At 67.9% G+C, this 23,759-nt stretch carries 22 protein-coding genes; 10 read left to right on the plus strand and 12 right to left on the minus strand.

The window, feature by feature from the left end; genetic code table 11:
* Nucleotides 1–62 precede the first annotated feature (62 nt).
* Both OH802_RS00555 and miaB read right to left on the minus strand, forming a co-directional pair.
* The gene (locus tag OH802_RS00555) at nucleotides 63–995 is read right to left on the minus strand and encodes a zinc metalloprotease (RefSeq protein WP_406024127.1); all 933 of its coding nucleotides are present in this window, start codon (nucleotides 993–995) and stop codon (nucleotides 63–65) included.
* Nucleotides 996–1,102: 107 nt separating this feature from the next.
* Entirely contained in the window at nucleotides 1,103–2,608 is a 1,506-nt protein-coding gene (gene miaB, locus OH802_RS00560; RefSeq protein WP_378826574.1) for a tRNA (N6-isopentenyl adenosine(37)-C2)-methylthiotransferase MiaB, read from the minus strand.
* 157 nt (nucleotides 2,609–2,765) lie between these two features.
* Here miaB and OH802_RS00565 point away from each other — a divergent pair, with 157 nt between their 5' ends.
* The 4 genes from OH802_RS00565 to OH802_RS00580 all read left to right on the plus strand — a co-directional run bounded on the left by OH802_RS00565 (nucleotide 2,766) and on the right by OH802_RS00580 (nucleotide 6,123).
* Nucleotides 2,766–3,542 carry an amino acid ABC transporter ATP-binding protein gene (locus OH802_RS00565; RefSeq protein WP_406024130.1) on the plus strand — a complete coding sequence of 259 codons (777 nt, stop codon included), beginning with the start codon at nucleotides 2,766–2,768 and terminating at the stop codon, nucleotides 3,540–3,542.
* A 74-nt stretch (nucleotides 3,543–3,616) separates the two neighbouring features.
* The gene (locus tag OH802_RS00570; RefSeq protein WP_406024132.1) at nucleotides 3,617–4,429 is read left to right on the plus strand and encodes a glutamate ABC transporter substrate-binding protein; all 813 of its coding nucleotides are present in this window, start codon (nucleotides 3,617–3,619) and stop codon (nucleotides 4,427–4,429) included.
* Nucleotides 4,430–4,537: 108 nt separating this feature from the next.
* Nucleotides 4,538–5,230, plus strand: a complete 693-nt coding sequence (locus tag OH802_RS00575; RefSeq protein WP_406024134.1) for an amino acid ABC transporter permease — start codon at nucleotides 4,538–4,540, stop codon at nucleotides 5,228–5,230.
* Nucleotides 5,227–6,123 (plus strand): amino acid ABC transporter permease, encoded by an 897-nt coding sequence (locus tag OH802_RS00580; protein ID WP_406024136.1) that lies wholly within the window; start codon nucleotides 5,227–5,229, stop codon nucleotides 6,121–6,123. The genes OH802_RS00575 and OH802_RS00580 overlap by 4 nt, the downstream gene beginning before the upstream one ends.
* 81 nt (nucleotides 6,124–6,204) lie before the next feature.
* Here the strand turns inward: OH802_RS00580 and OH802_RS00585 are convergent, their stop codons facing one another.
* The 4 genes from OH802_RS00585 to OH802_RS00600 form a co-directional block, all read right to left on the minus strand.
* Nucleotides 6,205–6,672, minus strand: a complete 468-nt coding sequence (locus OH802_RS00585) for a hotdog fold domain-containing protein (RefSeq protein ID WP_355021759.1) — start codon at nucleotides 6,670–6,672, stop codon at nucleotides 6,205–6,207.
* Nucleotides 6,673–6,721: 49 nt separating this feature from the next.
* On the minus strand, nucleotides 6,722–6,988 hold the full coding sequence (locus tag OH802_RS00590) for a metal-sensitive transcriptional regulator (RefSeq protein WP_008362591.1): 267 nt from the start codon (nucleotides 6,986–6,988) through the stop codon (nucleotides 6,722–6,724).
* Between the two features lie 149 nt (nucleotides 6,989–7,137).
* Nucleotides 7,138–7,515: a VOC family protein gene (locus OH802_RS00595; protein ID WP_406029437.1), complete on the minus strand. Its 378-nt coding sequence runs from the start codon at nucleotides 7,513–7,515 to the stop codon at nucleotides 7,138–7,140.
* A complete protein-coding gene (locus OH802_RS00600; RefSeq protein ID WP_406024139.1) occupies nucleotides 7,515–8,312 on the minus strand; it encodes a methyltransferase domain-containing protein in 798 nt (265 codons plus the stop codon). Before OH802_RS00600 ends, OH802_RS00595 begins: the two co-directional genes overlap by 1 nt.
* 108 nt (nucleotides 8,313–8,420) lie before the next feature.
* On the opposite strand from OH802_RS00600, the gene OH802_RS00605 reads away from it, so the two are divergent.
* On the plus strand, nucleotides 8,421–8,909 hold the full coding sequence (locus OH802_RS00605; protein ID WP_045546820.1) for a MarR family winged helix-turn-helix transcriptional regulator: 489 nt from the start codon (nucleotides 8,421–8,423) through the stop codon (nucleotides 8,907–8,909).
* Between the two features lie 90 nt (nucleotides 8,910–8,999).
* On the opposite strand, the gene OH802_RS00610 is transcribed toward OH802_RS00605, so the two are convergent.
* Nucleotides 9,000–10,793, minus strand: coding sequence for an ATP-binding cassette domain-containing protein (locus tag OH802_RS00610; RefSeq protein WP_406024142.1), 1,794 nt, complete (start codon nucleotides 10,791–10,793; stop codon nucleotides 9,000–9,002).
* A 107-nt stretch (nucleotides 10,794–10,900) separates the two neighbouring features.
* On the opposite strand from OH802_RS00610, the gene OH802_RS00615 reads away from it, so the two are divergent.
* On the plus strand, nucleotides 10,901–12,166 hold the full coding sequence (locus tag OH802_RS00615; protein ID WP_406024144.1) for a TetR/AcrR family transcriptional regulator: 1,266 nt from the start codon (nucleotides 10,901–10,903) through the stop codon (nucleotides 12,164–12,166).
* A gap of 219 nt (nucleotides 12,167–12,385) precedes the next feature.
* Nucleotides 12,386–13,198: an IclR family transcriptional regulator gene (locus tag OH802_RS00620; RefSeq protein ID WP_160158759.1), complete on the plus strand. Its 813-nt coding sequence runs from the start codon at nucleotides 12,386–12,388 to the stop codon at nucleotides 13,196–13,198.
* Between the two features lie 86 nt (nucleotides 13,199–13,284).
* On the opposite strand, the gene OH802_RS00625 is transcribed toward OH802_RS00620, so the two are convergent.
* The 3 genes from OH802_RS00625 to OH802_RS00635 are packed head-to-tail and all read right to left on the minus strand — an operon-like array spanning nucleotide 13,285 to nucleotide 16,248.
* Nucleotides 13,285–14,187, minus strand: a complete 903-nt coding sequence (locus OH802_RS00625) for a 4-(cytidine 5'-diphospho)-2-C-methyl-D-erythritol kinase (RefSeq protein ID WP_406024146.1) — start codon at nucleotides 14,185–14,187, stop codon at nucleotides 13,285–13,287.
* Nucleotides 14,184–15,053: a 16S rRNA (adenine(1518)-N(6)/adenine(1519)-N(6))-dimethyltransferase RsmA gene (rsmA, locus tag OH802_RS00630; RefSeq protein ID WP_406024148.1), complete on the minus strand. Its 870-nt coding sequence runs from the start codon at nucleotides 15,051–15,053 to the stop codon at nucleotides 14,184–14,186. The genes OH802_RS00625 and rsmA overlap by 4 nt, the downstream gene beginning before the upstream one ends.
* Before the next feature lie 34 nt (nucleotides 15,054–15,087).
* Nucleotides 15,088–16,248 carry a ubiquitin-like domain-containing protein gene (locus OH802_RS00635; protein ID WP_406024150.1) on the minus strand — a complete coding sequence of 387 codons (1,161 nt, stop codon included), beginning with the start codon at nucleotides 16,246–16,248 and terminating at the stop codon, nucleotides 15,088–15,090.
* A 480-nt stretch (nucleotides 16,249–16,728) separates the two neighbouring features.
* On the opposite strand from OH802_RS00635, the gene OH802_RS00640 reads away from it, so the two are divergent.
* Complete coding sequence (locus OH802_RS00640; protein ID WP_406024152.1) at nucleotides 16,729–19,059, plus strand: immune inhibitor A domain-containing protein; 2,331 nt, start codon at nucleotides 16,729–16,731, stop codon at nucleotides 19,057–19,059.
* Between the two features lie 68 nt (nucleotides 19,060–19,127).
* On the opposite strand, the gene OH802_RS00645 is transcribed toward OH802_RS00640, so the two are convergent.
* Both OH802_RS00645 and rsmI read right to left on the minus strand, forming a co-directional pair.
* On the minus strand, nucleotides 19,128–19,949 hold the full coding sequence (locus tag OH802_RS00645; RefSeq protein WP_406024154.1) for a TatD family hydrolase: 822 nt from the start codon (nucleotides 19,947–19,949) through the stop codon (nucleotides 19,128–19,130).
* Between the two features lie 12 nt (nucleotides 19,950–19,961).
* Nucleotides 19,962–20,810: a 16S rRNA (cytidine(1402)-2'-O)-methyltransferase gene (rsmI, locus tag OH802_RS00650; protein ID WP_406024156.1), complete on the minus strand. Its 849-nt coding sequence runs from the start codon at nucleotides 20,808–20,810 to the stop codon at nucleotides 19,962–19,964.
* A 33-nt stretch (nucleotides 20,811–20,843) separates the two neighbouring features.
* Here rsmI and OH802_RS00655 point away from each other — a divergent pair, with 33 nt between their 5' ends.
* Complete coding sequence (locus OH802_RS00655; protein ID WP_406024158.1) at nucleotides 20,844–22,625, plus strand: dolichyl-phosphate-mannose--protein mannosyltransferase; 1,782 nt, start codon at nucleotides 20,844–20,846, stop codon at nucleotides 22,623–22,625.
* Nucleotides 22,616–23,746 (plus strand): N-acetylglucosamine-6-phosphate deacetylase, encoded by a 1,131-nt coding sequence (locus tag OH802_RS00660; RefSeq protein WP_406024160.1) that lies wholly within the window; start codon nucleotides 22,616–22,618, stop codon nucleotides 23,744–23,746. The genes OH802_RS00655 and OH802_RS00660 overlap by 10 nt, the downstream gene beginning before the upstream one ends.
* Nucleotides 23,747–23,759: the final 13 nt, after the last annotated feature.

Consider the following 23,759-nt stretch of genomic DNA (forward strand, 5'->3'; position numbering starts at 1 on the left):
GGCCCGCAAGGGACCCGGCGCTCGACGCGTTTCACACAGAGATCTCACACGGAGATCGACGATCAGGCGCGGTACGCCACCCATCCGTCGATCATGCGCTGCACCTGACCCGGCGTGAACTCGTCCATGCACGCGTCCTCGGTGTAGTCCATGAAGTTGTGGATCGGGTCGAGGCCCGGAGCGGTGCAGGTGTCGGAGCCCTCCGGGCAGCCGAAGGCCGGCGCGGCCTCGGCCGGGGTGTCGGCGACCTGGTCACCCTTGCCGCGACAGCCACCCTGGAAGGTGTGGTAGAGGTGCAGCCAGTGGCCGACCTCGTGGGTGGCCGTGTCGCCCTCGTCGTACGGCGCCGCCGAGCCGCCCGGCAGCGACTCGCCGAGGATGACCACACCGTCCTGCGACCCGATGTTCTTGGTCGGGAAGGTCGCCCAGCCGAGCAGACCGTCGTCGATCTCGCCGATGTAGACGTTGAGCGCGTTGTCACCGCCCTGGCGCAGGGCCGCCTTCATGTCCCGCTCTCCGGTCGAACCGGAGATGATCGGATACCAGGCCGGGTTGATCGTGGTCTCCTGGCCGGCCACCTCGAAGGAGAACGGCGTGCCGGCGTACGCCGCGTTGAGCACGTCGATCTGGGCGTCGATGTTCGCCTGCGGGACGGCGCCGGTGGTGGCGTTCTCCTGGATGACGTGGATGTAGGTCGGGATGGTCGTCGCGGCGAGGTTGGCGGTGCCACCCTTCTTCCCCTGCGCGGCCAGCGCGCTGGAGAGCGCCTTCTCCTTGGCCTCGGCCTGCTTCGCGGTCAGATGGTTCGTGTCGCGGACCTGCTTGGCCCCTTCGGCGACGCGGGCGGCGCCGACCTCGTGCGGGTCGAAGCAGGCATCTCCTCCTGTGGACGCCTGCATAGCGCCCGCGGGGGCCGCGGCTGCCAGGCCTGATGCCACGAGAACACCGAGTGCGCCCATCGCCGCTGCTCTGTTGACCAGCTTGGGAATCGACATGGGGGTATCCCTTCCTGAGACAAGTTGCCTCAGGCTAGAGCAGGAATACCCTCAGGGGGAACGGTGTTACGGAGAATTTGCTGTTCGCGTAACGGCAGACCGAACGATCAGCCGCAGGCGGGCGCAGCCGGCAGCGGAGCGGGCACCCCGACCGACGGCATGCCGAGCCCGACCGAAGCGGCCTCGGGCTCGGGTCGGCCCTGGCGCGCCTCCCAGGCGTCACCGGAACGGGTGCGGCGTACCTCGAGCACGGGGTTGTCGGCGACCAAGTGGTGCGGGGCCGCGTAGGTGACCTCGACCTTCACCATGTCGCCGGGACGTACGCCCTCGGCCCCGGCCGCGTTGAAGTGGACCAGGCGATTGTCGGGAGCGCGACCGGAGAGCCGGTGGGTCTCGGCATCCTTGCGACCCTCGCCCTCGGCGACCATCAGCTCGAGCGTACGTCCGACGTTCTTCTTGTTCTCCTCGTAGGCGATCTCGTTGACGAGGTCGACGAGCCGGCCGTAGCGGTCCTTGACGACCTCCGGAGAGATCTGGTCGGGGAGATCGGCGGCGGGGGTGCCGGGACGCTTGGAGTATTGGAACGTGAAGGCGGATGCGAAGCGCGACTCACGGACCACGTCGAGGGTGGCCTGGAAGTCCTCCTCGGTCTCCCCCGGGAAGCCGACGATGATGTCGGTCGTGATCGCCGCGTGCGGGATCGCCGCGCGGACCCGCTCGATGATGCCGAGGAACTTGGTCGACCGGTAGGAGCGGCGCATCGCCTTGAGCACGCGGTCGGAACCCGACTGCAGCGGCATGTGCAGCGACGGCATCACGTTGGGCGTCTCGGCCATCGCCTCGATGACGTCGTCGGTGAACTCAGCCGGGTGCGGGCTGGTGAACCGGACCCGCTCCAGCCCCTCGATCTCGCCGCAGGCGCGCAGCAGCTTCGAGAAGGCCTGCCGGTCGCCGAACTCGACGCCGTAGGCGTTGACGTTCTGACCCAGCAGGGTCACCTCGGTGACACCCTCGGCGACCAGCGCCTCGATCTCGGCGAGGATCTCGCCCGGTCGCCGGTCCTTCTCCTTGCCGCGCAGGCTCGGGACGATGCAGAAGGTGCAGGTGTTGTTGCAGCCCACGCTCACCGACACCCAGGCGGCATAGGCCGACTCGCGCTTGGTCGGCAGGGTGGACGGGAAGACCTCGAGGGACTCCAGGATCTCGACCTGGGCCTCCTCCTGCACCCGTGCCCGCTCGAGCAGCACCGGGAGCGAGCCGATGTTGTGCGTCCCGAACACCACGTCGACGTACGGCGCCTTCTTCGTGATCGTCGCGCGGTCCTTCTGCGCGAGGCAGCCACCGACGGCGATCTGGAGGTCCGGGTTGGCCTCCTTGATCGGGGCCAGGTGGGAGAGGTTGCCGTAGAGCTTGTTGTCGGCGTTCTCCCGGACCGCGCAGGTGTTGAAGACGACCACGTCGGCCTGCGTGCCCTCGGTCGCCTTCAGATAGCCGGCATCCTCCAGCAGTCCGGAGAGGCGCTCGGAGTCGTGGACGTTCATCTGGCACCCGTAGGTGCGGACTTCGTAGGTGCGCACCGCCGAAGCGGAGCCAGAGGCGATCGACGTAGTCATAGCGCCTTCAAGCGTACGACCGCAGGGGCCGCGTCGAGGAATCCAGCGCGGATGACCGGCGCAGCGGGCATACCAAATCTTGTTGGTTATCTGGTTGTAACCGATCCCGGGGGCCAAGTCATAGATGTGCAATGCAGGATGTGGTTAGGTCTGCGGCATGACCGTGCTTGACACCGAACCCGCCAGCGCACCTTCGGGAGACGCCTTGGTGGTTCTTGACCATGTCGACAAGCACTACGGCGACCTGCACGTGCTCCAGGACATCAACCTGGAGATCAAGCGTGGCGAGGTCGTCGTGGTGATCGGGCCGTCGGGCTCGGGGAAGTCGACTCTCTGCCGCGCGATCAACCGCCTGGAGACGATCGACTCGGGCACGATCAAGCTCGACGGCAAGGAGCTGCCCGCGGAGGGCAAGGGCCTGGCCAAGCTGCGCGCCGAGGTCGGGATGGTCTTCCAGAGCTTCAACCTCTTCGCCCACAAGACGATCCTGCAGAACGTCACGCTCGGTCCGATGAAGGTGCGCAAGCTGAAGAAGTCCGAGGCTGAGGCCGAGGCCAAGAAGCTGCTCGACCGCGTCGGCGTGGGCGTCCAGGCCGCGAAGTATCCCGCGCAGCTTTCAGGTGGTCAGCAGCAGCGCGTCGCCATCGCCCGGGCGCTGGCGATGAAGCCGCAGGTGATGCTCTTCGACGAGCCCACCTCCGCGCTCGACCCGGAGATGGTCAAGGAGGTGCTCGACGTCATGGTCAGCCTCGCCAAGGAGGGCATGACGATGATCGTGGTCACCCACGAGATGGGCTTCGCCCGCGTCGCCGCCGACAGGGTCGTGTTCATGGCCGATGGCCAGATCGTCGAGTCGAACACCCCGAGCGAGTTCTTCGACAACCCGCAGTCCGAGCGCGCCAAGGACTTCCTCGGCAAGATCCTCAAGCACTGAACGTACGTCTCGGGTGAGCCCTGAGCTCGCGAACCCTGCAACGCACCAACCCTTAATTCCAGAAGGTGGAAACGATGAAGTTCACGAAGATCGCCGCGACCCTGGGCGCTCTCGCGCTCACGGGCTCGCTCGCTGCCTGTGGTGGTAGCGACGACACCGGCTCCGACGCCGGCGGCGACAAGATCAAGATCGGCATCAAGTTCGACCAGCCCGGCCTCGGTTTCAAGAATGCCGACGGGACCTACTCCGGCTTCGACGTCGACATGGCGGAGTACATCGCCGAGGGTCTCGGATACGACGAGGACCAGATCGAGTGGAAGGAAGCGGTGTCCGCCAACCGCGAGACCTTCCTCAAGGACGGCACGGTCGACATGATCCTGGCCACCTATTCGATCACCGACGAGCGCAAGGCAGAGGTCGACTTCGCCGGCCCTTACTACGTCGCCGGTCAGGACCTCCTCGTCCGCGCGGACGACTCCTCCATCGCGGGTCCGGAGGACATGAAGGGCAAGAAGATCTGCTCCGTCACCGGCTCCACCTCCGCCCAGAAGGTCAAGGACGAGTACGGCGCCGTGCCGCAGGAGTTCGACTCCTACAGCAAGTGCATCACTGCCCTTCAGGGCGGCCAGATCGACGCGCTGACTACCGACGACATCATCCTCGCGGGCTACGCCGAGGAGTTCCCCGGTGAGTTCAAGATCGTCGGCCAGCCGTTCTCCGAGGAGAACTACGGCGTCGGCCTGCCCAAGGGCAGCGAGGACCGCGACAAGATCAACGACCTGATCGAGAAGTCCTTCGAGGACGGCGCTTGGGAAGAGGCGTTCAACGACAACCTCGGCAACTCCGGCTACGAGCTGCCGGAGCCGCCGACGGTCGACCGCTACTGAGCGTTCAGCGAAAGCCGAGTCGGCGCAACCGGACCGCAGCGAAGCGAGGATCGGATTGCGCCGACTCGGCGTGCATGAACGCTGTGTGAATCAACCTGGAAGGACCTCATGGACCTCTTCTCCGAGTATGGGTCTGCCATCCTCGAAGCGTTCGGGCTGACCCTGAGACTTGCCGTCTTCAGCGGTGTCTTCTCGCTCCTGCTCGGCGTCGTGCTCGCCGTGTTCCGGGTATCTCCGGTGCCGGTTCTCCGCTGGGTCGGCGCCGCGGTCGTCTACACGTTCCGCAACACCCCGCTGACGTTGGTGATGTTCTTCGCGCTCTTCGGGCTCTTCTATCAGCTCAAGCTGGGCGCGAGCCAGGACGCTCCTCTCAACGAGCAAAACTTCCAACTCGCGGTCCTGGCGCTGTCGATCTACACCTCGACGTTCGTCTGTGAGGTCTTGCGCTCGGGGATCAACACCGTGCCGCTCGGCCAGGCTGAGGCAGCTCGGGCGATCGGCCTCACCTTCTCCCAGAACCTCCGATTGATCGTCCTCCCGCAGGCGCTCCGATCGGTGCTCAGCCCGCTGGCCAGCGTCATGATCGCGATGATCAAGAACACCACGGTCGCCGTCACCATCGGCGTCGTCACGGCCACGGGCGTCAACGAAGCGTCCGGTCAGATGCGGACGATGATGGAGAACGAGGCCGACCAGATCGTGCTGATCTTCATCATCTTCTCGATCGGCTTCATGATCCTGACCCTGCCGGTCGGCTTCCTCGCCGGTTGGGCATCCAAGAAATTCGCGGTGATCCGATGAGTGCCTCTGTTCTCTACGACGCTCCCGGCCCCCGCGCCAGGACCCTCAACTGGGTCTACTCGGCGATCGCGCTCGTCGCTCTAGGTGCCGTCGGGTGGTTCATCTACTCGAAGTTCGAGGAGACCGGCCAATGGGAGGCGGAGAAGTGGACGCCGTTCCTCGACGCCGATGTCTGGAACAACCTCCTGATCCCCGGCCTGATCGGCACGCTGAGCGCGTTCGCGGTCGGCTCGGTGCTCGCGCTGGTCTTCGGGTTCGTCTTCGCAATCGGACGACTCTCGCCAACCAAGCTCATCAGCCTCCCGTGCGGTGTTGTCGTGGAGTTCTTCCGGGCCATCCCGATGCTGCTGCTGATGTTCTTCATCTACTTCATGCAGCCCGCGCTCGGGATCACGCCTACCAGCATCTTCTGGGCAGTCGTCCTGGGTCTGATGCTCTACAACGGGTCCGTCATCGCGGAGATCATCCGCGCCGGCGTACATGCGCTTCCGAAGGGGCAGGGCGAGGCCGGCGTCGCCATCGGGCTCACCCCCGGTCAGGTGATGCGGTCTATCCTGCTGCCGCAGGCGGTCCGCTCCATGCTGCCAGCGATCATCGCCCAGCTCGTGGTGCTGCTGAAGGACACCGCACTGGGCTACGTGCTCGGTTACAGCGAGCTGCTCAACCAGGTCACCAAGCTGGATGGCAACTTCCACAACCTCGTCCCTGCGGCTATCGTCATCGCGATCATCTTCATCATCCTGAACACGGTCATCGGTCTCATCGCCACTTGGATCGAGGCTCGTACGCGGCGGGTGGGTCACACCGCCGGTCCCGTCGGTCACGCCGAGGATCCGAATCTCGACGTCAACGCGCCGCATCTCCTCAACGAGGAACCGCCGACCAAGGCCTGAACCCTCGATACGCCACAACGGCCCGCTACCCCTTCTCGGGGCAGCGGGCCGTTGCGTGCTCGCTTCGCGAGCTGACTGCTCTTACTTCTTCTTCGGGGTCACCCAGAGATTGATCGTGCCCTCGATGGCCACGGTGCCGTCCTCACGGATGCCCTTGACGCGCACCGCGAGGTCACCGTCGGCGGTGTCCCACTCCTCCTGGTCGGTCTCCGCGATGCAGGTGATGTCGGTGGAGGCCTTGGCTGTGTAGGAGACGGTCATCCCCTTGGGGATCCAGCGCTTGTCACGCGGGATGGTGACCTCCGCAAGGGCACCCATCGCCATCTCGAGACCGTTGCACAGCGCGATGGCGTGAACGGTGCCGATGTGGTTGTGGTTGCCCTTGCGGTTGGGGACGATGACCTCGGCGTAGTTGGGTCGCAGCTGGTTGACCAGCGGGTGGATGGACCCGAAGTAGGGCGCCTTCTTCGCGAAAGCGACCGAGAATGCTCGCTTGCCGACAACCGGGACACGGTTGAAGGACTTCCAGAGGTCGTAGAGCTGGCTCATGGCAGCCATGTTACCCGAGGGTAACCTCCTCCCCTCTCCTGGCCCGAGATCAGGAGAGGGAGAGGAAGACCTTCTCGAGCTCCTCGATCTGCTCCGGGCGGTCTCCATCGGCGTGCGCACGGCGCAGCTCGTTGGAGAGCAGCGCGAAAGCCGCCTTGTCGAGGGCGCGGGTCACTGCCTTGAGCTGGCCGACCACATCGGCGAGCTCACGGCCGTCTTCGATCATGCGGAGCACGCCACCGAGCTGGCCCTGAGCCCGGCGGACTCGATTGACCACGCTCGTCGTCTCCGCGTCCCGAGGCTGGGGGACGGTCACGTCGTCAGTCAAAGTCTTGCCTTCCATCGTTTCTGGCATCATTCCTGGCTCGTTGTTGTATCCCCCGGGGGACAACGGTCCAGACCAGTCGGCGTTACGGTTCTTTTTGGTTGATTCCGGTTTTCGCCTACACGGGACCAAAGTTCGTGCTAGTTGTCCGTCTGCCACACGATCTCGACGCGGTTGCCGAACGGATCGCGGACATGGAAGCGCTGGAAGCCCTCGGCGTTGTGGCGCTGGCTCCAGTCGACGTCGAAGCCGAGGTCGGCCAGCCTCGCGCCCATGGCCTCCAGGTCTGCCTCGGTCTCGACCGCGAGAGCGGGATGGGCCTTGGCCTGCGGTCGGTGCGGATCCTCGACACCGAGGTGGATCTCCGCGCCGCCTGGCGAACGGAACCAGGCGCCACCGCGCTTGGCCAGCTCGGCCGGCTTCGGGACCTCGGTCAGCCCGAGGCCGTCGGCGTAGAAGATCCGGGCATCGTCCTCGTGGCCGGCGGGCATGCCGACCTGCACGTGATGGATCCGCATCACGCCGCCAGCCTGCGGGCGACCACGAAGACGCGGCGGAACGGAAGCAGGACGAAACTGTTTCCTACCGAATCGTTTCGCACGGGATAGGCCTGTGCCAGACGGTTCTTGAGCTCCTCGGCGAACGGCTCGAAGAGACCGGCCTTCTCCAGCGCCGCAGCCGTAGGACGGAGGCTCGTCCCGGCGATCCAGGTGAAGACCGGGTCCTCGCCGGTCAGCACGTGGAGGTACGTCGTCTCCCAGGCATCGACCTCGAAGCCCTCTCCCACCAGCACGTCGTAGTACTCGGCCGGGTCGTGCGAACCGGGCGCCTCGAGGTGACGGGCATGCTCGGCGTACGGCTCCTCGGCGGCGAGCTCCGCGCGCAGCCGGTGGCTGGGCTCGTCGAAATTGCCCGGGACCTGGAAGGCGAACCAGCCGTCCTTCCCGACCGCGCCGGCGAGCGCAGGAAGCAGGTCCAGATGACCGGGGACCCATTGGAGGGTGGCGTTGGAGAGGAGTACGTCGACCGATCCCGGCACGACCGAGTCTGCCCAGTCACGAAGATCCGCCACCGCGAAGTCGACACCCTCGATGGTCGCGCGCGCCTTGTCGATCATCGGCGCACTGGAGTCGAGGCCGACGACCCTGGCCTTCGGCCAGCGGCCGGCCGCGAGTGCGGTCAGGTTGCCGGGACCGCAGCCCAGATCGACCACGGTCTTCGGACGATCCGCATCGACCCGGCGAAGGAGATCGACGAACGGCCGACCTCGCTCGTCGGAGTAGGTCAGGTAGCGATCGGGATCCCATGCGGTCATGGCGTACGTCCTCTCGATTTCTCTTGATGTCAAGATATTCTGATCGTCTCGCCGACTTGTCTCGATGTCAAGATTCTCGATGAGGCGAACTTGGGCTACGCTCTCGCCATGCGCGACGAAGTCGACGACCTGAGCGAGGCCTGGGCACACGAGCGGCCCGACCTGGACCTGGGTCCCGTCGAGATCTTCTCGCGTCTCTCCCGCCTCTCGCGTCACCTCGACCTCGCTCGACGCGACGCGTTCTCGGGTTCCGGGATCGAGTCGTGGGAGTTCGACGTACTTGCCGCGCTGCGCCGGGCGGGCGACCCCTACGAGCTCTCCCCCGGCCGGCTGCTGCGCGAGACCCTGGTGACCAGCGGGACCATGACCAACCGCGTCGACCGACTCGCCTCGCGCGGTCTGGTCGAGCGGCTGCCGGACCCGGCCGACCGGCGAGGCGTCCTCGTCCGGCTCACCCCCGACGGCAAGGCGACCGTCGACAGCGCCTTCGAGGCGCTGCTCGCAGCCGAGCGAGAGTTCCTCGACGGGCTATCCGGCGACCAGCAGAGCCAGCTCACCGACCTGCTGCGCCGCCTGCTGGTCCCCTTCTCGTCCTGACCAAGATTCCCGCCGAGTCGGCTCATCCTGACCGAAATCCTCGCCGAGTCGGCTCGTCATAACGCGCCGACTCGGCTGGGTTCGGAGGGGCTACTCCAAGACTTCGGCCGCTTCGAGCCACTCCAGCTCGAGGTCGTCCTTCTCCGCGGCGAGCTGATCCAGCTCAGCGCTGAGCTCGGCGAGCCGGGTGTAGTCGTTGACCGACTCGGCCATCGCGAGCTCAAGCTTCTGCTGCTGCTCGCCGATCCGATCGAGCTGCTTGTCGATCCTGGCGATGACCTTCTTGGCCGCTCGCTCGTCGGCAGAGCCGGGCTTGGCCTTCGACGGGCCACCCGCTGCCGTCTCGGCCGACGCGCGTGACGCCTCGGCCTGCGGGGCTGACGCCTCCGCAGGGATGGGGAGGCGGCGCTCGAGATACTCGTCGACGCCGCGCGGGAGCATGGAGATCTGGCCGTCGCCGAGGAGCGCCCAGACGGAGTCGGTGACGCGCTCGAGGAAGTAGCGGTCGTGGGAGACGACGATCAGGGTGCCGGGCCAGGCGTCGAGGAAGTCCTCGAGGACGTTGAGCGTCTCGATGTCGAGGTCGTTGGTCGGCTCGTCGAGCAGCAGTACGTTGGGCTCGGTGAGCAGGAGCCGCAGCAGCTGGAAGCGGCGGCGCTCGCCGCCGGAGAGGTCGCCGATGCGGGTGACCAGCTTGTCGCCGGTGAAGCCGAAGCGCTCGAGCATCGAGGTCGCCGAGAGCTCCTGGCCGTCGGTCGTCTTGGTCACCCGCTTGATCGACTCGACGGTGGGAAGGACTCGCGCCTCCGGGTCGAGGTCGTCGAGCTGTTGGGTCAGGTGCTGGAGAGCGATGGTGCGGCCGTGGCGTACCTTCCCGACCGCAGGCGGGAGGGAGCCGTCCAGCAGCGACAGCACCGAGGTCTTGCCGGCGCCGTTGACGCCGACGATGCCGATCCGGTCGCCCGGGCCGATGCGCCAGGTGGCGTGCGACAGCAGCTGCCGCTCGCCGCGGAAGAGGTCGACGTCCTCGACGTCGATGACGTCCTTGCCGAGCCTCTGGGCAGCGAACTTCTGCAGCTCGAAGCGGTCGCGCGGCGGAGGTACGTCCTCGATGAGCTGGTTGGCGGCGTCGATGCGGAACTTCGGCTTTGACGTACGCGCCGGGGCGCCTCGGCGCAGCCAGGCCAGCTCCTTGCGGACCAGGTTCTGGCGGCGCACCTCGGTGGCGGCGGCCTGACGGGACCTCTCGGCCTTGGCGAGGACGAAGGCGGCATAGCCACCCTCGTAGGCGTCGACCTGGCCGTCGTGGACCTCCCAGGTGAACTGGCAGACCTCGTCGAGGAACCAGCGGTCGTGGGTGACCACGACGAGCGCGGACGAGCGCGCGGCCAGGTGTGAGGCGAGCCAGGCCACGGCCTCGACGTCGAGGTGGTTGGTGGGCTCGTCGAGCACGATCAGGTCGTGGTCCCCCAGGAGCAGCTCGGCCAGGGCGCAGCGACGGCGCTCGCCACCGGAGAGACCCATGACGGACCGGTCGAGGTCGATCCCGGCCAGGAGCTGTTCGACGATCTCACGGAGCATCGGGACGCCGGCCCACTCGTGGTCGGACCGTCCGCCGAGCACTGCCTCGCGCACGGTGTGGGAGTCGATGAGCTGGTCACCCTGGTGCAGGAACCCGACGAGCAGGCCACGCTGGCGCGAGACTCGACCGGAGTCTGGCTCCTCCAGGCCGGTCATCACCTGCAGGAGCGTCGTCTTCCCGTCGCCGTTGCGGCCGACGATGCCGACCCGGTCGCCGGCACTAATGCCGAGGGAGACGTCGTCGAGGAGGGGCCGGATGCCGTACGCCTTGGAGACGTGCTCGAGGTTGAGGAGGTTCGCCATATCGTCTCCCATTGTCCCCGAGGGCGGTGAGGCAGCCAGCATCGCGGCGGCCACCCAGCGGCACACCGGGCGGACGAAGAGCCCCTGACCTGCTTAGACTCAGTGCAATGGCCGAGAAGACGACGCTCCGCGAGCACACGCACGGCTCGCGTCAGATGATCCTCGAAGCAGCGCTCCGGCTGGCCGCCGAGCGTGGCTATGTCGGCACGACGATGGCGCTGGTCCGTCGCGCGACCGGCCTCCCGCCGTCCTCGCTCTACTGGCACTTCTCCAGCAAGGACCAGCTGCTCGCCGAGGCGCTCGAGCACGGCTACACCCGGTGGAACGACATCGCTCCGCGGTGGGAGCCGACGCCGACCGGCGACGACCTGCGCAAGGGGCTGCTGGCCAACCTTCGGCGTACGACGTCGGACACCCACGGCGCCAGGGCCGACTGGTGGCGGATGGGCCTGATGCTGGCGCTCGAGTCCGGACCGACGGTCGGCGACGGTCCGCGCGAGCGCTTCCTCCAGATCCGCACCCAGACGCTCGCCGAGTTCGAGCGGTGGTGGGCCGAGGCGGTCGACCTTCCGGCCGCGCACATCGAGACCCTCGCGCGGCTGACGCTCGCCGCCCACGACGGCCTCTTCATCCACGCCCAGACCGACGAGTACGACGAGCTCGACCCGCTCCGGCAGCGGCTCGCCGACGGGCTGGCCGAGGTCGCGGACCACCTCCGGAAGCAGGATCCGGCGGCCGTCCCCGAGCCCGTGGAGCTGCCGCCGGTGACGTACGAGGGCAGGAGCAGCAGCCGCGAGAAGCTGGTCGCGGCAGCGCTGGAGGTCGCCTCGGAGAGCGGCTACGAGGGCGCCTCGATCAGCCGGATCTGCGCCGCGGCGGAGCTGCCGGCCTCCTCCGTCTACTGGCACTTCGCGAACAAGGACGACCTGTTCTCGGCCGCGGTGGACGACTCCTACCGCGCCTGGATCAGCACCCAGTCCTCGTGGCAGCCGCCGAGCCCGGACTGCGACTGCGCCACCGAGCTCCCCCTGATGCTGAGGCCGCTGGTGGCCAGCCTGCGCCGGCTGCCCCCGTTCCTGCGGATCGGCCTGATGCTGGTGCTGCCGAAGCGTGCTGAGCCACTTCCCGGCCGCGACCGGTTCCTTGCCGTACGCCGCCAGTCGCGCGAGGACTTCGCCGGCTGGTTCCGCGGAGCTCTCGGTGGCGACGGGCCGGCGCACGCCGACGAGATGGCCGCGCTGTTGCTGGTGATCGCAGACGGACTTCTCTTTGCCGAGGCGCTCGACAGCGCCGACATGCCACCGGCCACGACCTCGGACCTGCTGGCGCGACTGGTCACGGCTACGCCGTTTCATACACAGATCAGTCACTGACCTACTACCGTAGGTCCACAGGCGTTCTACGACGCTAACGGGCGGAAACGCATCGAACTGTATGTCGTGTCACCTATTTCCGCAGGTCAGGAATGAGATTTATCCAACATTTGCTCCACAACCTCCGGAACGATCGTTACAGTGACTGCTGTCACAGAGAGTTGGAGGCCCCAGATCCCCCCTTCGTGGTGCCTCCGTCTCAATTAAGGAGATCCCCCCATGAGCGTCACTGCTATCCCCACCCTGGCTAGTCAGCACGACCATGAAGGTGCCCCGAGGACGACCTCCTCGGCGACCCCGTCTGCGACGAAGGCCCTCCAGATCCTGGAGGCATTTCTCGGAGCCGGCCCCAAGCTCGGTGTCAGCGAGATCGCTCGCACCGCGGGGCTTCCCAAGTCCACCGCCTTCCGCCTCCTGCGTCACCTCGAGCAGAGCGGATACGTCGAGCGCACAGGCCGCCACTACGTCCTCGGTCGCCGCCTCTTCGAGCTCGGCAACGCGGTGCAGATCTGCCGCCCGCAGGGCATCCGGGAGACCGCGATGCCGCATCTGGCCGAGCTCTACGTGGCGACCGGCAAGACCGTGCACCTCGCCATCCTCGAGGGCACCGACATCGTCATCCTGGAGAAGATCACCGGGCGCGGTGGCATCCAGCCGGACACGTACGTCGGCGGGCGAGCGCCTGCCGCCTGCTCCGCGCTCGGCAAGGCGATCCTCTCGTTCAGCGACCGCAACCACATCGCGGCCGTGCTCGAATCCGGTCTGGTCAGGCGCACCCGCCACTCGCACGGCGACCCGGCGAAGTTCCTCGCCGAGCTCCGCCGCGCCAACAGCGAGCGCATCGCCTTCGACCGCGAGGAGGCCCAGCTCGGTATCGTCTGCGCCGCGGTCCCGATCATGATCGAGGGCCGTGCGATCGCCGCCGTCTCCGTCTCCGGCAGCGCCGCCGGGTTCAACGCCGCCAGCATCACCCGCCACCTGCGCCGCGCCGCCGCGGCGATCTCCGACGAGGTCGTCTCCAGCGCCGCCTGACCCCGAGCCGAGGCGTCGCGTACGTCGGCCGAGATGGCTCAGCGCTGCCATCTCGGCCGACGCAGCTGACGCCTCGGCGGGTTGGGTCAGTAGGTGACGACGTGGGCACCGGCGACGGGGCCCGGGGCGGTCCAGACGCGGTCGTACGCCTTGGCCTGCATCGCCCCGGCGACCTCGCGGGCGTGGGCGGCGTCGCGACAGAGCATCAGGACCGTCGGGCCAGAGCCGGAGAGCTGTACGGCCAGGGCGCCGGCCTCGGCGCCGTCGGCGAAGGTCTGGGCGAGGTCGGGGCGTAGTGCCAGCGCCGGGGCCTGCAGGTCGTTGGTGAGCGCCTCGGCGAGGAGCGACGCGTCGCCCTTCTCCAGCGCCATGAGCAGGCTCTCGGGCACCTGCGGGTCGCCGATCTCGGTCCCGGCGAGCTCGTCGAAGGCGCGGTAGACCGCAGGCGTCGAGAGTCCCTGCTCGTTGCCGACCGCGACCCACCACCAGGAACCGTTGTCGGTGACCGGCTCGACGATCTCGCCACGGCCGCCGCCGATGGCGGTGGCGCCGATGAGCGCGAACGGTACGTCGGAGCCCAGCTGCCCGGCCAGGCTCAGCAGATCCTCGTCGGAGGTCTCCAGCGCCCACAGGCGGTCCAGGGCGACGAGCGTCGCAGCCGCGTCGGCCGAGCCACCGGCGAGGCCGCCGGCGACCGGGATGCCCTTGTGGATCGCGACCTTCGCGGCCTTGTCGATGCCGTGGTGAGCGGCGATAGCCCTGCCTGCCCGCACGACGATGTTGTCGTCGCCGGTCGGGATCTCGCCGAGCGCGATGTGGTCCTCCGCGGTGAGCGTGACCTGCCACTCGGCGGCCTCGCTCACGGTGACGTCGTCGTAGAGCCCGATCGCCTGATAGACCGTCGCCAGCGGGTGGAACCCGTCCTCCCGGACCGGCCCGACCCCGAGGTGGAGGTTGAACTTCGCGGCGGCGCGGACGGTGATCGTCATGAGGGAACCCTTTGGAGCGATTCGGTGATGCGTACGAAGTCGGCGATGGTCAGCGCCTCGCCACGCGCCAGCGGGTCGATCCCGGCCGCGACGAGCGCCTTCTCGGCCGCCTCGGCAGAGCCGGCCAGAGGCTTGAGTACGCCGCGCAGCGCCTTGCGACGGTGCGCGAAGGCGGCGTCGACGACCGCGAAGACCTCTTCGCGCGAGACCGCCGTCGACGGCGGGTCGCGGTGACGCCAGTAGACGAGCCCGGAGTCGACGTTGGGCGCCGGCCAGAAGACGTTGCGGCCGATCACGCCGGCGCGGCGAACCTCGGCGTACCAGGCGGCCTTGACCGACGGGACGCCGTAGACCTTGGAGCCGGGCTTGGCCGCCAGCCGGTCGGCGACCTCGGCCTGCACCATCACCAGCCCGTGGCGTAGCGAGGGCAGCAGCGCCATCAGATGCAGCAGGACCGGCACCGAGACGTTGTAGGGCAGGTTGGCGACCAGGGCCGTGGGCGCAGGGCCGGGGACGGAGTCGACCCGGAGAGCGTCCGCGCGGAGCAGGCTGAACGCGTCAGCCTGGTCGGGGGCGTACTCCTGGATGGTTCTCGGCAGCCGCTGCGCCAGGACCTCGTCGATCTCGATCGCGGTCACCTTCGCGCCGGTCTCGAGGATGGCGAGGGTGAGCGATCCGAGGCCGGGGCCGACCTCGACGACGACGTCGTCGGCGCCGACGCCGGACTCGCGCACGATCCGGCGCACGGTGTTGGCGTCGATCACGAAGTTCTGCCCGCGCTGCTTGGTGGGGCGGAGATCGAGCTCGGATGCGAGCGACCGCACCTCCGCCGGGCCCAACAGGCGCGGCGGGGTGCGGTCGGTCATGGGTACAGACTATGGCCCGAGGGCCGAAACAGCCTTACTGCGGCAGACCGAGGCTCTGCGAGCAGGCCGGCCACGAGCCGTAGCCGCCACCGTTGGCGTCGCGAACCTTCTCGGCGACGGCGATCTGGGTCTCGCGGCTGTTCTCGCTCGGGAGGCCGGAGCCACCGTAGGCCTGCCAGGTCTGCAGGTTGAACTGCAGCCCGCCGTAGTAGCCGTTGCCGGTGTTGATGGCCCAGTTGCCGCCGGACTCGCACTGCGCGAGCTGGTCCCAGACGGTGCTGCCGCCGGCGAAGTTGGCCGCAGGGGCCTCCTCCTTGGTGCCGACCTTGACCACGCGGGTCTCGGCCTCCTCGATGACGTTCTGCTCGAGGACCTTCCTGGAGACGGCCTCGCCGTTCTTGAGGACGATGCGGTAGGTCACCGAACGGACTCCGTCGGAGCCTTCCTCGACGACCTCGGTGTCACCCTTGTTCATCGAGGAGTCCTCGATCTCCTTGACCGGCGTCTCGATGGTCTCCCGGGCGACCTTCTGGTTCTTGGCGGAGAAGTCGGTGAAGACGATCTTCTGACCGGTCTTCAGAGCCTTGTCGGAGGCCGGGGAGACCTTGTCCCGGCGCTCGAGGTCGACCCCGAGGTCCTTGAGCGCGTCGCCGACGGTCAGCGCGGTGACGCTGACCTTCTTGGCCTTCTTGCCGGCCAGCTCGACCTTGACGTTCTTGGGAGTGACGACGTCGAGGGACATCCCGTCGCGGCCGATGTAGGCACCGCGGCTGGTCGAGAGCTCCGCCCGGTCGTAGTCACGGCCGAGCTCGGCGAGAGCGCCGCCGACGGTGGTCGCGGTGACCCAGTGGTCCTGGGCCTTGCCGTCGACCTCGAGGCTCAGCTGACGGGCGTAGCGGACGCTGATCGCGCTGCCGTCCTCGACCTCGGAGTCGATCGATGGAGCAACCGCGTCCCGGTCGCCGATCTCGATGCCCTCGGCCTCGAGGACTTCACCGACGGTGTCAGCATTGACGCTGACGTCCTTGGCCTTGCCGTCGACCGAGACGATGACATCGGTCTGGGCGGTCTTGACGCCGTATGCGGCGCCGCCCGTGGCGACCACCGCGGCGGCGAGTCCGCCGACCAGAATGGCCTTACGGCGACGAGTAGATGCGATGTTGCGAACCCATGAGGTGGTGCTGCTGACGGGCACAATGCTCCGATGTTCGTGCTCTCCGGGCACGGGCGAACGGTGTTGCGAGATCTGGTGATCTACGCGCTGAGGCCCACCCCCAACACCGTCCGGATCTGTCCCGATCCCGGCTATCTCGCCGGACAGCGGAACAAATACGGTCGGTTAAATGCAAGTCTCCTGCCCGATCCGCAGGCAATTACAAGCATGCAATCTCGGCATCAAATGAGGTCCAGGGAGTGCTGTCAATACCTGTCGTAGCGAATGACAGGTGTGCGATTCAACACGTCGAAATCGCTGATCAAGCGGGTTGATCAGAGCGCATGTCGTAATCCCGCCACGAAATTTCGTTCCCCGTGGCCAATAGGCGACAAATCCTTTACAGGTAACTCCGTTGCTTGGTGTTGTACTCCGAAGCCATCTCTGTCGTGATGGCCCGTCGCGCCGGTCGGTTCTCGGGTAAGGCAGATGTGCGCGATGTCACCAGACTCCGGAGGAACGATGAACAGACGCCTTACCAGCGTTCTCGCCGCGGTTGCGGTCGCCGGCGTGACGCCGGTGGCCCTGACCCACTCGTCGGCTAGCGCCGTCGAGGACTCGGGGACCCCCGCCGCCGCTGCGGTGAAGCAGAAGGTCGATGACAAGCCCGACGCGCTCAACACCAAGCGCCGCGAGCTCAAGACCAACGCCGCCACCGCCGTCGCCACAGGCGAGAAGCAGACGGTCACGAAGAACGGCAGCGAGGTCGTCAAGATGGGCTCGGGCAAGAACGCCCGCTGGGTGGAGCACGAGCCCACCGAGAAGTCCCAGCTGCTGAGCTTCCTGGTCGAGTTCGGCGAAGGCGGCAACCCGGCCTTCCCCGACAACACCTCGGGCCCGCTCCACAACGAGATCGCCCCGCCCGCCGAGGACGACAACTCCACCTACTGGGAGGAGGACTTCTCCCGCGAGCACTACATGGACATGTTCTTCAACCAGAACAAGGGCGAGGAGTCGTTCCACAACGTCTACAAGGAGATGTCGAGCGGCCGCTTCGACCTCCAGGGCGACGTGAGCGACTGGGTGACGCTTCCGCACGCGGAGTCCTACTACCAGAACGAAAAGGGCGACGAGACCGCCGCCGCGATGAAGAACTACGTCCAGGACAGCGCCAACGCCTGGTACGACGCGCAGAAGGCGGCCGGCAAGACCGACGCCGAGATCACTGCGTACCTCCAGGACTACGACATCTGGGACCGCTACGACCTCGATGGCGACGGCAACTTCAACGAGGCCGACGGCTACATCGACCACTTCCAGGCGATCCACTCCGGTGCGGGCGAGGAGGCCGGCGCCGACCCGTGGACCATCTGGTCGCACCGCTGGGCCGCCAACGCGTCCGGCTCCGACGGCCCGGCCGACTTCCCGAAGGCCGGCGGCGTCAAGATCGGTAACACCGACATCTGGATCCGCGACTACACCACCGAGCCCGAGAACGGCGGCCTGGGCGTCTTCGCGCACGAGTTCGGCCACGACCTCGGTCTGCCGGACTTCTACGACACCGCGGGCGGCGAGAACGGCACCGGCTTCTGGACCCTGATGAGCTCGGGTTCCTGGCTCGGTCACGGTGACGGCACCATCGGCACCACGCCCAACCACATGGGCGCCCCGGAGAAGCTCTTCCTCGGCTGGCTCAACTACGACACCGTCGAGGCCGGTACATCCAAGAAGCTGACCCTGGGTCCGAGCTTCCACGACACCGGGGCGAAGACCCCGCAGGCTCTCGTGGTCAACCTGCCCGACGGCGAGACGACCCACGACGTCGGCTCCGGCACGTCCGGCAAGTCGTTCCTCTACTCCGGCAAGGGCGACGACCGCACCGCCACCGCGGTCAGCCCGGAGATCGCGGTCCCCACGGGCGGCACGCTCTCGGCCAAGGTGAAGTACGACCTCGAGGCGGAGTACGACTTCACCTTCCTGGAGGCCTCCACCGACGGCGGCACCACCTGGTCGACGCCGCTGGCGACGAACCTGTCCTCGGCCGAGTACAACAACGGCATCCACGGCACCTCCGACAGCACCTGCACCGACAACTGCGCCGACCACGACCCGCAGGAGTACGTGGACCTGACCGCTGACCTGGCGGCGTACGCGGGTCAGAACGTGAAGCTCCGCTTCCGCACCGCGAACGACGGCGGCGTCGCCTACTACGGCTTCGCCATCGACGACCTCTCGGTCGGCTCGGCCTACACGACGGACTTCTCGTCATTCGACGGCTGGACCAACAAGGAGTACATGGGCATCACCGACGGCACCTACACCTCGACGTACCCGCGCTTCTACATCGCCGAGAACCGGCAGTACAAGGGCTACGACAAGACGCTGGCCGAGGGTCCGTACAACTTCGGCTACGGGGTCACCGCGCCTGACAAGGTCGACCACTACGCCTACCAGGACGGTCTGCTGGTCTGGTACCAGAACGGCGCCTACGGCGACAACAACACCTCGGAGCACCCCGGCGGTGGCCAGGCGCTGGTCGTCGACTCCACCGTGGGTGTCCAGAAGTGGTCGGACGGGACCCTGTCGCGCAACCGGATGCAGGGCTACGACTCGACCTTCGACGTGGACCGCACCGATGCGCTCCACCTCGAGAACGAGGTCGCCGGTGCTCCGAACAACGTCCTCGACGTGCCGCGACGCAAGAGCGTGCCGACCTTCTACGACAGCTCTGAGACGGCCTACTGGGACGCGTCCAACCCGGCGCACTCCACCAAGACCGCCGGCAGCGGCGTCAAGATCAAGGTGCTCTCCTCGGACGAGCGCAGGGGCACGATGACGCTCAGCGTCTCCTGACCTGATCACAGCAAGGAGAAGGGCCCGAGGCGATCGCTTCGGGCCCTTCTCCTGTCAGTGCCGACTGGTCACCAGGTGCCGCCGAAGGCCGTCTCGGTGTTGGTGTTGACAGCGTTGCAGAGCGCCTCGAGGTCGTCGCCGCGTACGTCGGCCATCACCCGCATCGTCGCCGGGATCATGTAGCTCGAGTTGATCGCGCCGCGGTGCGGGTGGGGGGTCAGGAACGGGGCGTCGGTCTCGACCAGGATGCGGTCCTGGGGAGTGATCGCGAGGGCGTCGCGGAGGTACTGCGCGTTCTTGAACGTCACCGTGCCGGCGAAGGAGAGGTAGGCGCCCCGGTCGAGGCACTGGCGAGCGAACTCGGGATCACCGGAGAAGCAGTGCATCACCCAGCGCTCGGGCGGTCCGACGCTGTCGATCACCTCGAGCACCGCCTCGTGGGCGTCGCGGTCGTGGATCATCAGGGTCTTGTCGAGGCGCTTGGCGATGTCGATGTGGCGCCGGAACGAGTAAGCCTGGGTCTCGCGACCCTCCTCGTCGGTGCGGAAGAAGTCCATCCCGGTCTCCCCCACCACGCGCACCTTGTCGTGCGCCCCGGCGAGCTTCTCGATCTCGTCCAGCGCGGCCTCGAGGTCGGGCTGGCGAGGAGCGTCGTTGGGGTGGAGCGCCACACCGGCGACCATGTTGTCGTACGTCTGGGCCGCCTCGACCGCCCAGCGCGCGCCCGGCAGGTCGCAGCCGATCTGCACCACCCTGGTCACGCCCACCGCCGCCGCCTGCGCGAGCGCCTCCTCGACCGGAAGACTCTCGTCGCCTCGGACGATGTCGAGGTGGGTGTGGTTGTCGACGACCGGTGCGGGCAGTGGCTCGGGTGCCGGGGCGAAGCTCATGCTCCCAGTCTTCTACACGCTCTTGTGGACGAGGTCGTAGACCTCGCGTTTCGGTACACCGGCGAGCCTGGCCACCTCGGCGATGGCTTCCTTCTTCGTGTGACCCTCACCTTCCAGGTCGGCCACGGCGGCACGGAGGCTGTCCGGGTCGCTGCCGATCTCGGCGGACGGGTCGGCGCCGGTGACGACGATGGTGACCTCGCCGCGTACTCCCTCGGCGGCCCACTCGACGAGCTCGGCCAGTCCCCCGCGGCGTACTTCTTCGTGGGTCTTCGTCAACTCGCGGCAGACGGCGGCGGCGCGGGTGTCGCCGAAGGCGTCGCGCATGGCTTCCAAGGCCGCCTGGGTGCGGTGGGGGGCCTCGAAGAAGACCATGGTGCGCTCCTCCTTGGCCAGCGAGGCGAGACGGCGCGAGCGCTCGCCGGCCTTGCGGGGCAGGAAGCCCTCGAAGCAGAACCGGTCGACGGGGAGGCCGCTGACGGCCAGGGCGGTCAGGACGGCCGAGGGGCCGGGCACCGCGGTGACGCGTACGTCCTTCTCGACCGCGGCGGCGACCAGGCGGTAGCCGGGGTCGGAGACCGAGGGCATCCCGGCGTCGGTCACCAGCAGAACCCGATTGCCGTCGAGGAGGTCGGCGAGCAGAGACGGCGTACGCGCAGCCTCGTTGCCCTCGAAGTAGGAGACGATGCGGCCCTTGATCTCGACGCCGAGATCCGTCGTCAGCCGACGCAGCCGGCGGGTGTCCTCGGCGGCGATGACATCCGCGGTGGCGAGCTCCGAGGCCAGTCGCGGAGGGGCATCCTCGACGCGTCCGATCGGGGTTGCCGCAAGTACGAGCACGCCGTCCTCTGGAACTACCACACCGATATTGTTGCAGGCTTATAAGGTTCCCTCGTGACGACGACGGTGACCGAGGAGCCGGAGCCCATGGAGGGCCTGGCCAGCACCCCCTCGGGTCACCTCCTCCCGACCGCCTGGGAACGCGCCCGGCGCCGCATCAACGGCTCGCCGCGGGCCGGCTGGGCGGCGACGATCGGGATCACCGTGCTCGCGTTCCTGCTGCGCCTGTGGCACCTGGGCACCCCGAAGGTCTTCGCCTTCGACGAGACCTACTACGCCAAGGACGCCTGGGCGCTGCTCGAGTTCGGCTACGCGCGCAACTTCATCGAGGGCGCCGACGAGAACATCCTGGCCGGCCAGCTCGACGGGCAGTTCGCCGACGGGCCGTCGATGATCGTCCACCCCGACGTGGGCAAGTGGATCATCGCCCTCGGCATCAAGCTCTTCGGGATGGACCCGTTCGGCTGGCGGATCGCCTCGGTCGTGGTCGGCTCGCTGCTGGTGCTGCTGACGATCCGGTTCGTACGCCGCGTCTCCGGCTCCATGATGCTCGGTCTCGTCGGCGGCATCCTGATCACCTTCGACGGGCTCGCGTTCGTGCTCTCGCGCCTGGCCCTGCTGGATCTCTTCGTCGCCTTCTTCCTGCTGCTCGCGGTGCACCTGATGGTGATGGACCGCGACTGGTGCCGGCGGCGGTTCTCCGCGCTCGCGCCCACCCAGCTCGCCGCGCCCGGCGCGTGGGGACCCGTCCGCCAGATGCTGTTCCGTCCGTGGCTGCTCTGCTCAGGCGTCGCGTGGGGCCTGGCGATCGGCTCCAAGTGGGAGGCGCTCTACCCGCTGGCCGCCTTCGGTCTCCTCTATGTGGCCTGGTCCGCCGGGATGCGGCGCTCCTTCGGCGTACGGCTGTCCTGGCTTCGTGCCTGTGTGGCCGACGGGCCGACGGCGTTCGCGCACCTGGTGGGCGTCGCACTGGCCGTCTACGTGATGACGTGGATCCCGTGGATGACCCACGCGGGCGTCTACGAGGAGTCGCTCTCGGCGACGCAGTACACGCGCTACACCGGCGAGGGCCACTGCGAGAACAAGTCGTACGTCCCGGAGAACCTCAACGACAAGCGCTGGCCGACCGCCAAGGAGCCGGACGCGTCCGGCCTCGGCGAGGTCAGTCAGTCGCTGCGGTCGCTGTGGTACTACCACCGCGACGTCTTCACCTTCCACACCCACTTCCTGGAGTGCGCCGAGCACACCTACGGGTCCCATCCGATCGGCTGGCTCGTCCTGAACCGGCCGGTCGGTGTCGCCGCCGACACCGGGATCCTGTCCGGCGCGAAGTCGCGCGGCGAGATGTGCGACGCCTCCCCCTCGACCGATCCCGACGGGGACGGTCCCGCCGAGGCAGGGACGTGCCTGCGGCAGGTGCTGCTGCTGGGCACCCCGGTGCTGTGGTGGGGAGCGTTCGTCGCGCTGATCGTCTCGGCGTTCATGTGGGTCGCTGCGCGGGACTGGAGGTTCGGGGTCGCTGTGGTCGGGGTGCTGTCGACGTGGCTGCCCTGGCTGCAGTACGCCGGGCGGCCGATCTTCTCCTTCTACATGATCATCGCGCTGCCGTTCCTGGTGCTCGGCCTGTGCCTGTGTCTGGGCAAGTTGCTCGACCGGCCACCGCCGCTGGCCGGCGGAAGTCCCGCCACCCGGCGTCGCGTCGGGGGTGCCGTCGCCGGTGGCATCTTCGTCGTGCTGGTGATCTGCAACTTCGCCTGGTTCTGGCCGATCTACACCAATGAGCTGCTCACCCGGCAGGAATGGCTGACGAGGATCTGGTTCAAGCGATGGATCTAGAGCATGTGGTGCGCGGCCGAGTGCCTCGGCCGGGCGGCTTCGACGACGTCGTCGTGACCGTGTCCGCGGGGCTGGTCTCCGAGGTGCGGGCGGCCGTCTCCGGCGACCCGTCGTCCTCGGGGATCCTGCTCCCGGGGCTGGTGGACATCCACAACCACGGCGGTGGCGGTGCCTCGTTCCACACCACGTCGCCGGACGAGATCGCCACCGCGGCCGGCGTGCATCATGCTGCCGGCACGACCACGCTGCTGGCCTCGACCGTGACCGACTCGCCTTCCCGGTTGCTGTCGGTCGTCTCGGCGCTGGCCACGGCTGCCGAGGCCGGGCTGATCGCCGGCATCCACATGGAGGGGCCGTTCCTGGAGCACTCCTGCCGCGGGGCGCACGATCCTGCGCTGCTGATCGCGCCGGACGCCGGGCTCGCCCGTGAGTTCGTCGCCGCCGGACGCGGGCACCTGCGAGTGATGACGCTGGCCGCGGAGCTCCCCGGAGCCGACGAGGTCGCCTCGGTGCTCACCGAGGCCGGGGTCGTGGTGGCGCTGGGGCACACCGCGGCGTCGGCTTCGCAGGCTCGGGCTTTCCTGTCCGGACCGGGGAGCCTGGTCACCCATCTCTTCAACGGCATGCCACCCGCGCACCATCGCGACCCCGGCCCCGTGCTCGGATCCCTGGGCGCCGCCGGTGTCGGCGATGCCTGTGTGGAGCTGATCGCTGACGGCGTACACCTCGACGACGAGACGGTCCGGGCCGTGATGTCGATGGTGCCCGGCTCGGTCGTACTCGTCACCGACGCGATGGCCGCGGCCGGGATGGCCGACGGCGACTACCAGCTCGGACCGCTGTCAGTGGAAGTACGCTCCGGGGTCGCCCGCGTGGCCGACGGGACCGGCAACGGTTCGATCGCCGGAGGCACGTCGCGACTCATGGATCAGGTACGCCGCCATGCGGCCGCCGGGATCGACCTGGCCATGCTGATGAAGGCCGCGAGCCTGCGGCCGGCATCGGTGGTAGGCCTCGACGCGGGCCGCCTCGAGCCCGGCGCTCGCGCCGACCTCATGCTCATCGACGAGTCGCTGCAGCCGACCCGGGTGATGCGCGGCGGGGCCTGGCTGACCCCGTAGACCGGGCTCGTAT

Origin of the sequence: Nocardioides sp. NBC_00850 (assembly GCF_045207335.1) — a bacterium.
GTDB lineage: Bacteria > Actinomycetota > Actinomycetes > Propionibacteriales > Nocardioidaceae > Nocardioides.